This window comes from Vibrio mimicus CAIM 602 (assembly GCF_000338875.1).
In the GTDB taxonomy this organism is placed as follows: domain Bacteria; phylum Pseudomonadota; class Gammaproteobacteria; order Enterobacterales; family Vibrionaceae; genus Vibrio; species Vibrio mimicus.
The window spans coordinates 1-13,980 of sequence record NZ_AOMO01000002.1 but is presented as its reverse complement, the minus strand read 5'-3'; the positions used below and the strand labels follow the sequence as shown (position 1 = coordinate 13,980).

Annotated in this window: 12 protein-coding genes and 1 pseudogene; 6 read left to right on the top strand and 7 right to left on the bottom strand. The window is 47.7% G+C overall.

The annotated features are described in order from the left end of the window. Positions 1 to 35 precede the first annotated feature (35 nt). Both D908_RS18525 and cspE read right to left on the bottom strand, forming a co-directional pair. The gene (locus D908_RS18525; protein ID WP_000024173.1) at positions 36 to 308 is read right to left on the bottom strand and encodes a hypothetical protein; all 273 of its coding nucleotides are present in this window, start codon (positions 306 to 308) and stop codon (positions 36 to 38) included. A gap of 650 nt (positions 309 to 958) precedes the next feature. Continuing rightward, positions 959 to 1,171, bottom strand: coding sequence for a transcription antiterminator/RNA stability regulator CspE (cspE, locus tag D908_RS18530; protein ID WP_000066499.1), 213 nt, complete (start codon positions 1,169 to 1,171; stop codon positions 959 to 961). Positions 1,172 to 1,519: 348 nt separating this feature from the next. Here cspE and D908_RS18535 point away from each other — a divergent pair, with 348 nt between their 5' ends. After that, positions 1,520 to 2,929, top strand: coding sequence for an HD-GYP domain-containing protein (locus D908_RS18535; protein ID WP_005521963.1), 1,410 nt, complete (start codon positions 1,520 to 1,522; stop codon positions 2,927 to 2,929). 48 nt (positions 2,930 to 2,977) lie between these two features. On the opposite strand, the gene D908_RS18540 is transcribed toward D908_RS18535, so the two are convergent. Both D908_RS18540 and D908_RS18545 read right to left on the bottom strand, forming a co-directional pair. Continuing rightward, positions 2,978 to 4,120 (bottom strand): MFS transporter, encoded by a 1,143-nt coding sequence (locus D908_RS18540; RefSeq protein ID WP_032467476.1) that lies wholly within the window; start codon positions 4,118 to 4,120, stop codon positions 2,978 to 2,980. A gap of 13 nt (positions 4,121 to 4,133) precedes the next feature. After that, positions 4,134 to 5,690, bottom strand: a complete 1,557-nt coding sequence (locus tag D908_RS18545) for an ABC-F family ATP-binding cassette domain-containing protein (protein ID WP_005521961.1) — start codon at positions 5,688 to 5,690, stop codon at positions 4,134 to 4,136. 466 nt (positions 5,691 to 6,156) lie between these two features. Here D908_RS18545 and D908_RS18550 point away from each other — a divergent pair, with 466 nt between their 5' ends. Further along, positions 6,157 to 7,092, top strand: a complete 936-nt coding sequence (locus tag D908_RS18550; RefSeq protein ID WP_005521960.1) for a DUF808 domain-containing protein — start codon at positions 6,157 to 6,159, stop codon at positions 7,090 to 7,092. Positions 7,093 to 7,256: 164 nt separating this feature from the next. Then, the gene (rlmC, locus tag D908_RS18555; RefSeq protein ID WP_005521959.1) at positions 7,257 to 8,384 is read left to right on the top strand and encodes a 23S rRNA (uracil(747)-C(5))-methyltransferase RlmC; all 1,128 of its coding nucleotides are present in this window, start codon (positions 7,257 to 7,259) and stop codon (positions 8,382 to 8,384) included. A 71-nt stretch (positions 8,385 to 8,455) separates the two neighbouring features. Here rlmC and D908_RS18560 read toward each other — a convergent pair whose 3' ends face one another. After that, on the bottom strand, positions 8,456 to 8,965 hold the full coding sequence (locus D908_RS18560; RefSeq protein ID WP_005521958.1) for a hypothetical protein: 510 nt from the start codon (positions 8,963 to 8,965) through the stop codon (positions 8,456 to 8,458). Beyond that, positions 8,962 to 9,311: pseudogene (locus D908_RS0118700) on the bottom strand (DUF805 domain-containing protein). The gene D908_RS18560 and the pseudogene D908_RS0118700 overlap by 4 nt, the downstream one beginning before the upstream one ends. A 164-nt stretch (positions 9,312 to 9,475) precedes the next feature. Here D908_RS0118700 and D908_RS18565 point away from each other — a divergent pair. After that, on the top strand, positions 9,476 to 10,519 hold the full coding sequence (locus D908_RS18565; RefSeq protein ID WP_005521956.1) for a helix-turn-helix domain-containing protein: 1,044 nt from the start codon (positions 9,476 to 9,478) through the stop codon (positions 10,517 to 10,519). Positions 10,520 to 10,582: 63 nt separating this feature from the next. On the opposite strand, the gene pyrC is transcribed toward D908_RS18565, so the two are convergent. Continuing rightward, complete coding sequence (pyrC, locus tag D908_RS18570) at positions 10,583 to 11,611, bottom strand: dihydroorotase (protein ID WP_005521955.1); 1,029 nt, start codon at positions 11,609 to 11,611, stop codon at positions 10,583 to 10,585. A gap of 240 nt (positions 11,612 to 11,851) precedes the next feature. Here pyrC and D908_RS18575 point away from each other — a divergent pair, with 240 nt between their 5' ends. Both D908_RS18575 and D908_RS18580 read left to right on the top strand, forming a co-directional pair. Next, positions 11,852 to 13,669 (top strand): hybrid-cluster NAD(P)-dependent oxidoreductase, encoded by a 1,818-nt coding sequence (locus D908_RS18575; protein ID WP_005521954.1) that lies wholly within the window; start codon positions 11,852 to 11,854, stop codon positions 13,667 to 13,669. Positions 13,670 to 13,808: 139 nt separating this feature from the next. Then, positions 13,809 to 13,980, top strand: a 172-nt coding sequence (locus tag D908_RS18580; protein ID WP_005521953.1) for an IS4/Tn5 family transposase DNA-binding protein, incomplete at its 3' end; no start/stop codon positions are given.

Below are 13,980 nucleotides of genomic sequence, written 5' to 3'. Positions count from 1 at the left end.
GACAGAAAATTATTCTGTCGCACAAAGGGTTTAGTTTAATAATCTAAACGCTGAATGTGCGTGATGCCTACCTTTCCTTCCAAGTCCTTAAACATGTGAACCATGGCTGGGTAAGGTTGAGATCCGGGGTAGACCATCTCGGCATTACAGAAAAAGGCATAATTGCAGCCTGCGACCACTTGTGTCGCTACTGCAACAGGTCTATAGCTCACACCCACAAAGCCTTCGATACCGCTTGCAAATGCTGCTTTATCTTCGTTGGAGAGTTCATGGAACAGTCCCCAGCCACCTAACATTGTATTAGCCATTTTGATTTTCCTTATTGTTTGCTCTAGATATGAGCAATATGAGTTTAGTTGAGTATTTGGAAAATGCAGTTTTTAATACGACACCGCTTCACACTGGGGTAGAGCGTGGTTTGAGTCGGTTTCCACAAGGTTTAGCTGAATGGGGGAAAAGATAAATAAAATGATTGCGCAGTGGCGCAGCTATCATTTTTAACAAAGTCAGTTTATTGGATAAATGCGAAAATAAATATAGATGATTGAATTTTCAAGAAGAGAAAATATATGACGAGTTAGTGAATCTTAAAATTTCCCAATTCCACGCCTGTATCAGATAATATTTTTCCTGATTGCTGTATTTCACAGAAATTAAAATAGATTGGGTAATGATTGGAATTAATTCTTGGTAATATATGACGTTGTAAAATGTCACTATTTAATTGATGAATTTGAGCTGACCAGTGGAGATTATTTTTCAGGAGATGAAATTCGATTTTTATCATGGGTTAAATTTTCTTGTTGGTGAGATTTCTCACGTAATAGTTGATACCAGTGTCGCTGGCGAGACGTTCTTCGAGACATATTTTACTCGTGGTGATGAATAAAGGGGGAGAGTAGTCAAGGTATTGCTGAGTGGTTAAAGCGTGGCGCATGAGCACCACGCAGAAAAAAGCTTACAGCGTAACTACGTTAGACGCTTGTGGGCCTTTCTTACCTTGTTCAACAGTGAAGCTAACACGTTGACCTTCAGTCAAAGTTTTGAAACCTTCTGACTGGATAGAATTAAAGTGAACAAACACATCGTTGCCACCGTTATCTTGAGTAAGAAAACCGAAACCTTTAGTTTCGTTGAACCATTTTACAGAACCAGTCATTTTATTAGACATAGAGACCTCTAGAGATAATTTTTACAGTAATTTATTAGGGCTTAAAACAAAAGCTATTATATGGAGTATTAAGGAGAAGCTATCACAGAGGTTGAACGAAGGGTATCGAAAAAAGACTGAGGTAAAACTTGAACTAAATTTCATTAATAGCTCATTTGTCTGAGCTGTGAGTGAGTATACATGGAAAAAGATTTATGACTAGGATTATTTTCAGAATAAGCTAATTATTTTATTTTCTCTGTAAGGTTTTGTTGTTCCATCATGTAAAAACGCGCTTTATCGCGAGTGGCAGTTCAGGCGTGCGCTGTCTACACTCCATACAACGAGAACGTTGAGTGAATAAAAACGATGAGCGTTGCAAACCCGACATTTCCCCTCTCTGAATTAATGATTTCGCTGACCACGGCTTTGGATATGACAGAAGGGCAGCCTCCAGAGCACTGTATTCGTTGCTGTTGGATTGGTATGCATATCGGGATGCAACTAGAGTTAGCTGAAACTGACCTTCATGATCTGTTTTTTACTCTGCTGCTGAAAGATGCTGGCTGCAGTAGTAACGCCGCGCGAATTTGTGAGTTATATGCCACCGATGATCTGACGTTTAAACGGCGTTATAAAACGGTCGGAACCAGTCTTTCCAGTGTGATTAATTTTATTGTGAAAAATACAGGTTCTGAACAAAGCTGGACAGAGCGTATTTTAACCACCATCGATATCCTGAAAAACGGCAATGATTATGCGCAAGAGCTGATCCAAACCCGCTGTACCCGTGGTGCGGATGTGGCACGAGAGCTGCGATTTAGTGAGGCTGTGGCTCAGGGCATACATTCACTGGATGAACACTGGAATGGCCAAGGGCGACCAGAGCAGTTGAAAGGGGAATCCATTCCACTTTTTGCGCGCATTGCGTTATTGGCGCAAGTGTTTGATGTGTTTCAGATGGAGCATGATTTAGACGAAGCCTTTCAAGAAATTATGGCCCGCAGTGAGATGTGGTTTGATCCTCAGTTGATTGCAATTGTTGAACAACTATTAGATAGCCCGCCATTCATTGCTGGACTAAAAGCCCCAGATATTAGCCAACGTGTTATGAGCTTACCTCCTGCACAAGCACACTTGCCCTTGGATGACGACTACCTGGAATGTATCGTCACCGCATTTGGCAAAATTGTTGATGCGAAAAGCCCGTATACGGCAGGACACAGTGAGCGTGTGGCCGTTTATACGGATTTGATAGCACGCCAATTAGGCATTTCAGAGACAGACCGAACGTGGTTGAGGAGAGCTGCCTTACTGCACGATATCGGCAAACTGGGTGTGAGTAATGCCATTTTAGATAAGCCGGGTAAGTTAAACGATGTGGAATGGAAAGCGGTTCAAGCTCATGCTGCGTTCACTGAGCAGATTCTGCAGAAGCTGTCACCCTTCAAAACCCTAGCGCGTATGGCGGGCGCACATCATGAAAAACTCGATGGTACAGGCTATCCTCGTGGTGCGAAGGGCGACGAAATCACTCTGATGACACGAGTGATTACAACCGCAGATATTTTTGATGCGCTCAGTGCTGAGCGGCCTTATCGCCCAGCTATGCCGATTTATAAAGCCCTTGCCATTATGGAAGATAGCCTGTACACCGCGATAGATCCTGACTGCTTCATCGCATTAAAGATCGCTCTTGACCAATTACCCGCCGAGTATACTCAGCAACTCAATTCTCCCATTTCTCCTCCTACTACAACGATTACTCAGATAGCGTAACTAATGCCGCTGTTTACCCAGCGGCATTGTAAGAGGTGTTTGATTAACTCAACGTGCTGACGTCACTGGACGCAGTGCAAAAATCGCGGAACCAAACAGGAAAATGGCGAGGAGTGCCATTGCCCAATTACCGACACTATAAGCCAGTCCGGCGGTGGCAGACCACATAGCAACACCAATATGCATCATGGTCATTGCCCATGAAAGTAGTCGCCCGCGATGTTGGGACGACAAACCAGAAAGATAACCTTGCAGTGCGGGTGAGCCTATGCCACCAGCGAGTGCCCAAAAAAACAGCGGCAGCATCAGTAAAGTAAGCTGCTGCGCAGGATAGAGGTAAAATCCGACACTGCTCACCAGACAAACTACCAAAGCCAGTCGCATGATTTGTCTTCCGTTTTCAAAACGATGAGCAAGGCGAGGGAGTAATATATTGCCCAACACGCTGACAAATCCCAGTACGGCATAGAGACTGCCGATGGACCAGATCGGCATGCCTTGTGTGTCGTGCAGATGTTGTCCTATTAAGTTGAATAAGCCAATTCCGCCACCTAACCCCAAACACATTGCGGATAAGCCGCCTAAAGCCCCTGGGATCTTCCAGAGTTTGGCTGATTCAACCTCATCGTGATGGGCGGCTTTCGGTTTTTCATCATCTTGAACGCGAATGATGAGCAACCCTAACGCGACGCCCCAAGAAGCCAAACCTAAAGCAATGAACGCCGCACGCCAAGAGAGCCACTCAGCAAACAAGGCACCAAGGGCAGGGCTAGAGATCATGCCCAAAGTGAGCCCTGATTGTACGGAAGCAATGCACTTCATCATGTCTGTACTTGAGCGATCGGCCGCCATTGCGAAAGCAATGGGTAACGTTCCGGCACTGGCTAATCCCGTGAGGATCCGCGTGATGATGCCCCATTCAAAAGTTTCGACTAATCCGGTCGCAATCGAAGCTGCACCAAAAATGATCGAGGCAGGCAACATAGTGGCTAAGCGCCCGAAGCGATCCGACCAACCACCCAGTAGCGGGGCGATCAACGCTAACGCGACGCTGTAAGCGGTGATGAATAAGGTCACTCGCTCAGGAGGGACACCTAAGTCATGGCCAATCGGTGTCAGAATCGGACCTAACATCAGTTCATCTGCCCCTACTAAGAAGGCAATCAGAAATAACATAACCTTTAAAAACATTTCTTTACCCTCGTTAGGCTTGCGTTGTTGTGGAAGAAGTTAGCGCTTGAATATCAATGGTTTTATCCAGCCAGCCGTGTATGAAATCCTCTTCGTGAGAGACCACAATGAGCGTTCCTGAATAACGGACTAATGCCTGTTTTAAGGCGCTTTTCACTGTGTTATCCAGATGTGTAGTGGGTTCATCTAAAATCAACATATGTGTGGGTTGCAGAGTTAATTGGCATAGTTTGACCTTGGTTTGCTCCCCACCGCTTAATGAGCTGATGGGTTGAAGCACCATTTTCCCGGATAAACCAAACTGCGCGAGATGCTGACGGATCGTTTTATCATCGGACTGATGAGCGACCGATTTCACCAGCTGCACTGGCGTGGCATCAGGATCTGACCATTTAAGCTCTTGTTCGAAGTAGCCGATTTTTAAGCCATTGGCTTGCTCGATGTTGCCACTGAGCGGAGATATTTGCCCAATCAGTGTTTTCAGCAACGTGGATTTACCAATACCGTTAAATCCACGCACCGCCATTTTTTCCCCTCTGCGAATTGCAAATGAGAGGCTTGGGAGCAACGGGCGTGAGTAGCCAATGTGCAGCTCAGAAGTCAGCAGCATTTCTTGGGCGCGACACGGTGCACTTTTAAAAGAAAAAGCCACGGATTTTTGCTTTTCAGGAGCCGCTAAGCGTTCAATGCGCGCTAACTGTTTTTTGCGGCCATTGGCAATGCTGGCATTTACGCCCGCGCCATTTTTGGCAATAAACTTTTCCAGCTTTTCAATCTGCTTACTCTGCGCCTGATATTGTTTGGTATAAGCCTCTTGATCGCGGCTTTTCTGCGTTAGGGCTTTATCGATATTGCCTTTGTATTTATAGAACTGCTGATGATCAATGTCGCAGGTCGTGGTCGCAATACGATTGAGAAAAGCACGGTCGTGAGAGATCACCATGAATGCCCCTTGGAATACGTTCAAATAGTCCGCCAGCCAATCAATGTGTACGGTATCGAGATAGTTGGTGGGTTCATCCAATAGCAACACCTCGGGTGATTGCAACAGCAAAGCCGCCAAAATTACCTTGTGTCTTTGGCCTCCACTGAGGTGTTTAAGTTGCGTGTTTAACCCCAATTGAACGATTCCCAAGCCTTGTGCGACATGTTCAACCTGTGTATCTAATGTGTAGAAAGCATGGCTTTCTAACTTGGTTTGGATCTCTGCCGCCCGCAGCAAAGCGTGCGAATTAACGCATTGTTCAGGGTCGGCGTAGATGGACATCATCTCCGTTTCAAGTTCATACAGGGCTTTGAAGGTTAATTGAAGATGTTCACGAATCGTGAGTTGCTCATTCATTTGGGCGTGTTGATCCAGATAGCCGATCTGGACATGGCGTTGCCATTCAATCTGCCCGCGATCGGGCAGCAGTTCTGCTTGCAGCAATTTGAACAGGGTGCTTTTCCCCACCCCGTTATGGCCAATCACGCCGATGTGTTCGCCCGCGTGCAAAGTAAAGTGGGCATTATGATAGAGAACCTTGTCACCCGCTTGGTGAGAGAGGTTTTGGATTGTCAGTAAACTCATTGCATTACATCCATAAAAAACGAGGGCGGTTGATTGGCCGGCCCTCGTCTCAAGAAGTTGAAACTTCAAGTCTGACGTTAATGCGCGTCAGAAATGAAAAAGCCGACGATGAAGCATCATCGTCGGCCAGTCTTCTGCAATCCTTCAGCTACAAAGTTACGCCTCTTGCTAAAAGCAAAAGGTGAGTCTTATCGCTGATGAAGATTTAAAAGATTAAGCTCCGAGCAACACTTCATCGTGTTAATGCGCGGAGTTCAGCCTTCTAACAAAACTCTTGAAAAGGATGTAAAGCATTGCAGAAAAGTTCCTAAATTATTGCTGGGCGGGAATTTACTCTTTTCTCGAATAAGGGTCAACCAAAGGCACTTTTTACTTGTTTCATTGAAGTCATCACAGCATTTCCCTTGCTAGGGTGATTGGTGTTACATTTTGTCACGATTTCAACCATGAATAAGAGAGATGATGTATGGCAGGCGCAAGTTTATTGACCCTACTCGATGATATTGCGACGGTATTGGATGATGTGGCTGTGATGTCGAAAATGGCCGCAAAAAAGACGGCGGGCGTGCTGGGGGATGATTTAGCGCTCAATGCGCAGCAAGTCTCTGGCGTGGCAGCTGAACGTGAAATTCCAGTGGTGTGGGCGGTCGCCAAAGGTTCATTTCGCAATAAGCTGATTTTGGTTCCGGCAGCACTCATCATCAGTTCAATCGCTCCTTGGTTGATCATGCCTTTGCTGCTACTCGGTGGTTTATTTCTCTGTTTTGAAGGCGCAGAGAAGATCCTCGAAAAATGGCTGCATCCAGTATCCAAGCAGGATGCCGAACAACGCGCTGCCGCTATGATGACTGAGGGTTTAGAAACCGAAAGCTTGGCGACAGAAAGTGTGGCTGAGTACGAAAAGCGTAAAATTGGTGGTGCGATCCGCACCGATTTTATTCTGTCGGCAGAAATCATTGTGATCGCTCTTGGTACCGTGCAGGGGCAATCCATGCTCACGCAAATTCTGGTGATCAGTTTGATTGCTGTCATCATGACGATCGGCGTATATGGTTTGGTGGCAGGCATAGTGAAGTTGGATGATTTAGGCTTCTATCTGCAACGCCAATCCCAAGGCCAAGGACTCAAAGCCAGTTTAGGTGGTGTGTTAGTGCGTTTTGCGCCCAAGTTGATGAAAGGGCTGACTGTAGTCGGAACCGCGGCGATGTTTTTAGTCGGCGGCGGGATCGTGGTGCATAACGTGCCCGCAGTGCATCATGCCCTTGAGCCGATACTCAATACGGTTGAAGCATGGCCAGTGGTGGGGGCGCTGATGCCAACCCTCATTAATGGTGTGATTGGGGTGGCGGCTGGCAGCCTCTTAGTGGCTGTGATGGAAGTGTGGCACAAACTTCGCGGTTAATTCTCCCGCCTAGCTGTCGCACCAAGTCGTTTGGAGAATCTCCTGCTTATTGGCAGCGACAGCGGTGTTGGCTACAACATGGAGTAGGGTATCCGTAAAATTCTCGTTGTTATTTTCGAGAAGGCAAATAAACTAGCGGCTTTTGTTTTTCGGCGGTCGATATTATGCAGTGTGAGTTCTTTATTCAAAAACGGTGTACCTCTTGCCACCAGTGTGCGCAGCCGTATTCCCAACAAGTTGAGAATAAAGATCAGCAGTTGCGTGAGTTGATTGCGCCAGCCACGGATGTGCAGTGGTTACCTCCGGTCACCAGTGCTGACACCGCGTTTCGCAATAAAGCCAAAATGGTGGTGCTCGGTGCGGCTCACGCGCCGATTTTAGGCATTGAAGATGCACAAGGTCAGCCTTTGTCGCTGGTGACTTGCCCACTTTATCCGCAGCCGATGCAAGAGCTGCTCGCTTATCTGGAAAACTGGATCCGCATCGCGGGTATTCCGCCGTATAACAAGCTGAAGAAAAAAGGTGAACTGAAGTTTATTCTGCTCACCCGCAGTGAAAACAGCGGCCAATTTATGCTGCGTTTTGTGGCACGCAGCCATGCGGTGCTTGAGCGAATTGAACGCAATTTGCCGACATTGATCACGGCTTTCCCGACGATCGAAGTCGTTTCTGTCAATATCCAGCCGGTGCATATGGCGCGTCTAGAAGGTGAAGAGGAAATTTTCCTCACCGAAACGCAAAGCCTGCTTGAACAGTTCAACGATGTGCCTATGGTGATCCGCCCGAAAAGCTTTTTCCAAACCAACCCCAAAGTGGCTGAGCAGCTATACGCGACTGCGCGTGCTTGGGTGCGCGAGATTACGCCAACGCAAATGTGGGATCTGTTTTGTGGCGTTGGTGGCTTTGCGCTGCATTGCGCCGCGCCAGACACTGCTGTGACGGGCATTGAAATTGAACCAGAAGCGATTGCCAGCGCGCAACGTTCGGCGCAAATGATGGGGATTGATAATCTTAGTTTTGCGGCGCTCGATTCTGCCAAGTTTTCGCAAAGCCAGATGAGTGCACCAGAGTTAGTGTTGGTCAATCCTCCACGTCGTGGTTTGGGCAGCGAACTGACTGCGCAGTTGGAAGCGCTCGCACCAAAACACATTCTTTATTCCAGCTGTAACCCGCAAACTATGGTCAAAGACATCGCTGAGCTTTCCAGTTACCAAATGATTCGCGTGCAGTGGTTTGATATGTTCCCCCATACGGATCACGCCGAAGTGCTGACCTTGTTGGTCAGAAAATAGGTGCTGAATAACGAATTGAACAATAAGGGACGGTTAGCCCCTTATTGCATTCTTATAGGATTAAGAGCGACTTAGCTGTGATTGGCCACTTCCGTGTTGCAGATCACCTGTGGCTCAGCATCAAGCAACCAAGAAATCCAACGTCGACGGGAATTGAGGATGAAGCCTTCATCGGCAGCAATGCCACTCACAATGTAGCCATCCACCTTTTTACGCTCTTCTTTTGTGCCAAATACCCAATCATCGCTGTGAATTTTTTGTCCTGCGAGTATCGCTTCACTCAAGCGTGGATTGGTGATCGCAATCATCAAACCTTGAGTCGAGTGAATACCAATATCAGCGGATGAAAAGCTGCCAATCGCGACTGGCACTTCTATTGAACATTCCTGTCCTTGCACATTTTTGGCTTGGTATTTTCCTTCACCCACTCGCCCCTTTAACCAAAGAAGCTGTCCTTGGGTCATTTTCGTGATGGTCAGTAGGCCAATGGTTTGCTCGGGTAAGTTGCCATTGAGCTTAAGGGGATCCGCCGAAGCAAGATTCGCCATTAAAATCAGTAATAAAACCAATAGAGTTCTCATGATAAAAGCGCCTTATCGGTGAAGTGAGAGGAAGAGGGCTGAACCAGTAAGTAAATTAGCCAGAAAGGGCCAATCACGGGGATCACAAATACCATGCCCACCATTCGGAGCGCTGGGTATCATGCAAACGCCGAACTAAGATGGCGAGCATTGGGATAAAGCTGATGAGGCTGTAAAACAGATCTAACCAGCCTGGGTTGTTTGTGGCGATCTCCACGCCGATCACCGTCAATGTGACCAGTAGATGAGCGAGCATGAACCACCAAAAATCGTCTCTGGTTGTTTGCCCTGAAAAATCAAAGTATTGTTTCCACGCCTGCAAATAGGCGGTCAGTAAAGGTGTCATGTGCGTTTCTCATGTTGGGAATTGGCACAGGGAATGGTGGGGCAATCTGTGGCGAAAAACGTCCTAAAACGGGTTTGAGGACGTACTTGAACGGGTATTAGTCTAAGCTGTGGCGTAATCAGACCGTTCAATGCGGTCTCTCGTTTACTTTTTCAGGGAAAGATATGTTGATGATTCCAGTGCCCTTCGTGGTTTCGCTGATGCTGCTGTTATTGGCAGTGACGCTTTACTTGCGACTGGCTGAGCAGGCGAAAAGTGCTTGTCTTTTTTTAGTGTTGTGTGTGGCAACCACGGCTGTGGTTGGATTACGTTGGACGGTCGATTGGCCCGCACTGCGCATGGCACAACCTATTTTAGCTTCTCTCATTCCTGTTGCTGCGTGGTGTGCCTTTACTCGTACCCATGAAAAAGGTCTGTCGCGTTGTTATAAGCATTTATCTGGCCCAATTTTGGTGTTGGTGAGCTTGTTGGCTCAGCCATTTTGGTCGCTACCTCTCGATGAAATTCTGACCGCGATCTATCTGTTTTACGGGATTGCGTTGGTGCGTTATTCCTCACAAGATGCTTTGCGCATCTATGTGGCTTTTAACCATTGGGAAAACGTCAAACGGGCTGAAAATATCGCCGGTTGGATGCTGCTGTTTTCTGCATTGATCGATAGCGCGATGTCTCTCGATTTCATCTACAACCAAGGGCGTTTTTCGCTGTACATTTTGACTGTTGGGCATGTGGTACTGATCCCTGTTTTGGCCTTCGCAGTGATTGTGGTTGGGGTGAGTACATCCAGCACTGATGAAGCAGCTAATTCGGAACTGACGACCTCGCATGAAGTGAAAGAGACGTTAACCGATGAGGGGATGCCAGAAGCACGAGCACAAGAGATTGTGGCCTTGTTTGATCGGCAAATGAGGGAGAAAACTCACTACTTAGATCCTGAGCTGACCTTATCTAAGCTGTCACGCAAGTTAGGCATTCCCGCTAAACAGATTTCGGCGGCGGTTAACCAAATCCATCAGAAGAATATTTCCAAGTTGATTAATGAATACCGGATTGGTCATGCGTTGCAGGCGCTCACCAAGAGTGAAGATTCCATCACTCAGATTTTTATGAACTCGGGTTTTCAGACAAAATCGAATTTCAACCGCGAATTCTCACGAGTAACAGGGATGACGCCGAGCGATTATCGAAAGCAACATCGACCGATCTAAAATCGCATAATAGAGAATGAAAAAGGAGAGGCGAGCCTCTCCTTTGATGTCACTGGACTGAGCTTATTGCACAGTCCATTCGATGTTTTCACCGGCGCGGATTGGCACCACGATATCGCTGCCAAACGGCATGCTTTCTGCGACTGGCCATGCTTGCTTGGTGAGCGTGACGGTCTCTTGATTGCGAGGCAGACCGTAGAAATCAGGGCCATTAAAGCTAGCGAACGCTTCCAGATTTTCGAGCTTACCTTCTTTTTCAAACACTTCGGCATACAGCTCAAGAGCGGCATGGGCTGTGTAAGAACCTGCGCAGCCACAAGCGGCTTCTTTGCGGCCTTTGGCGTGCGGGGCAGAGTCCGTGCCGAGGAAGAATTTCTTGCTGCCTGAAGTTGCCGCTGCCACTAACGCGTGTTGGTGAGTCGCACGCTTTAGAATCGGCAAACAGTAGAAATGTGGGCGAATGCCGCCAACCAGCATGTGGTTACGGTTAAACAGCAAATGGTGAGCAGTAATGGTGGCGGCAACGTTTTCATTGGCTTGGCGAACAAAGTTCACTGCTTCTGCGGTGGTGATGTGTTCCAGCACGATCTTTAGCTGCGGAAAATCATTCACGATCGGCGCAAGCACGGTGTCTAGGAAGGTCTTTTCACGGTCAAAAATGTCGACTTCGTGCGTGGTGACTTCACCGTGTACCAACAGCAACATACCGACTTCCTGCATCGCTTGCAGAACTGGATAAATGTTTTTGGCTGAAGTTACGCCTGAATCCGAGTTGGTGGTCGCACCGGCTGGGTAAAGCTTAGCTGCAACGACTTTGCCTGATGCTTTGGCTTTGCGAATTTCCTCTGGTGAAGTGTTATCGGTGAGGTAAAGCGCCATCAAAGGCTCAAAGTGCGCTTGTGGTTGAGCGGCCATAATGCGCTCACGATAGGCCAAGGCCATCTCGGTGGTGGTTACAGGGGGAACAGTATTCGGCATGATCAGCGCGCGGCCGTTATAACGGCTGATGTCGCGTACGGTATCGGCAAGTACATCGCCATCGCGAAGGTGAACGTGCCAGTCGTCTGGGCGTGTAATCGTCAGTGTTGTCATTGAGTGCTCCCACCATGAATGCATGAAATGATTGGAGCCTAAAGCGTCGCGCAAACGCTTCCGCTTAGGCGACAGGATGATAGTGGAAAGTGTAATCCATTTCATCCTTTATTTAATTTCAGGTGGTTAGACACTCATTTATTTCGGAGGGAAATAATCCCCTGTTGTAACAACTTGTTAGTCTGAGGTGACGATTTGTTCTATGATGTTGCGCAAATGACAACAGCAAAAGGAAGCACCATGTCGACGGGACACTTATCTCAAATCAATGTCTTTCCGGTCAAATCATTAGGAGGGTTGGCGCTTTCGTCCGCTTGGGTGGAAAAGCAAGGCTTAACCTTTGATCGCCGCTTTATGTTGGCACTGTCTGACGGAAGCATGGTGACGGCGCGTAAATTTCCACAAATGGTGCTGATCAAAACCGCGCTGCGTCATGATGGTGTGCTGTTTTCCGCACAAGGTCATCCCTCTCTCACCATCCGTTATGCAGATTTCAAGTTGCAGCCGGTACCCGCGCAAGTTTGGGCGGATAATTTCACTGCGTATACCACCACCGATGAAGCAGACGATTGGTTTAGTACGGTATTGGGGATTCGTGTTGAGCTCTTATACAGCGGCGAGCAATCCAATCGTGTACGTGAAAACGTGGGGCACAATGTCAGCTTTGCAGATGGATATCCGATGCTGGTGATCAGCCAAGCATCGTTGGATGAACTCAACCGCCGCAGCCCTGAATATCATTCGATGGATCAATTTCGTACCAATTTAGTCGTTTCTGGGACAGAGCCCTTTGCCGAAGACAGTTGGAAGCGTATCCGTATCGGCGAAGTAGAGTTTGAAGCCGTCAAACCTTGTGAACGCTGCATTTTAACCACGGTTGAAGTGAAGAAAGGGGCGTTTAGGCCAACCAAAGAGCCGCTGCGTACTCTCTCACAATTTCGTGCTAATGAACGAGGTGGCGTGTTCTTCGGGCAAAACTTGGTTGCCAAGAATGAAGGGATGATTCGCGCGGGCGATCTGATTGAAGTGTTGGAATACAAAGAGAAAGAAGTTTACCCAGATCAAGGTATCAGCCACTTCACACTGACTTGTGTTGAGCGCGAAGAAATTGCCCGCGATTTTGTGACTTTCTGGCTAGAGCCTGCCAAAGGCATCGCACCTCAGTATCTGCCTGGGCAACATCTGCCGATTGAAATGGTGATTGATGGTGAGTCTGTGCAGCGTTACTACACGCTTTCCTCTAGTCCATCGCGTCCGGGACGTTTGGCGATTTCGGTGAAACGCATTGATGGGGGACGAGTCTCTAACTGGTTACAAGATCATTTGCAGATTGGCACGACCTTGACCGCGCAGCATCCGGCGGGTCATTTCCATCTGGATACCACAGCGCCACAGCCTTTACTGCTGCTTTCTGCGGGCAGTGGTGTTACGCCAATGCTATCTATGCTGCGTTATCTGGCTGACCATAACCAAGTGGATGATGTGGTGTTTTATCATCAATGCCGAAGTGAGCAGGATATACCTTGCCGAGCGGAACTGGATGCGTTGGCAAAACAACATGTTGGGCTGACGCTCATCTATGCGTTAACCCAACCCTCAGCTGAGTGGCAAGGTGAGCATGGCCGTTTAGCCTTGTCGCACATCAAGCGCATTCCGGATCTTCCTGCTCGCCAAGTGTTTGTGTGTGGCCCTGATGGGTTTATGCAAAAAGCGAAAAACTTGCTACAGAAACAAGGTGTGGCTGAGTCGGCTTACCATCAAGAAGCGTTTGGTGCTCAACGAACTGCGCCGCGTGAGAATAAGTCAGTAACAATGCGCTTTAATGGCATTCAGGTGGAAGGTAGTAACCAGAAAACGTTGCTGGAACAAGCGGAAGCCGCTGGAGTGAAAATTGCCAACAGTTGCCGTGCCGGTATTTGTGGTGCGTGTAAAGTGACCGTGAAATCTGGCCTTGTTCAGCAACCGAACGTCCCTGCTTTAGCGGATCATGAACGAGCAATGGGAATGGCCTTAGCGTGCTGCGCGATGCCGGACACCGATGTGGATGTAGAGTTTTAGCCACTCTTGTTCGAACACATAAAAAAACCTCCCAATGGTCTGTCTCTTATACACAAATCCCCCGTCAAGTACGGGGGATTTTTTTGAACTCTGTTTGATGTTGTCGATCTGATCTTCATTACAACATCAGGCAAACACTATGAACTTTATATCAAACTCTGCACAATGGGCTAAACATGTCTTTCAACATGCCAACTTAGGTGATAGCCGACGCGTTAACCGCTTGATTAAACTCTCGGCAACTCTGGCAGCTCATTCGGGGAAATCTGTGCCACAAGCCAATCAATCCGCTGCGGACATAGAAGCCGCCT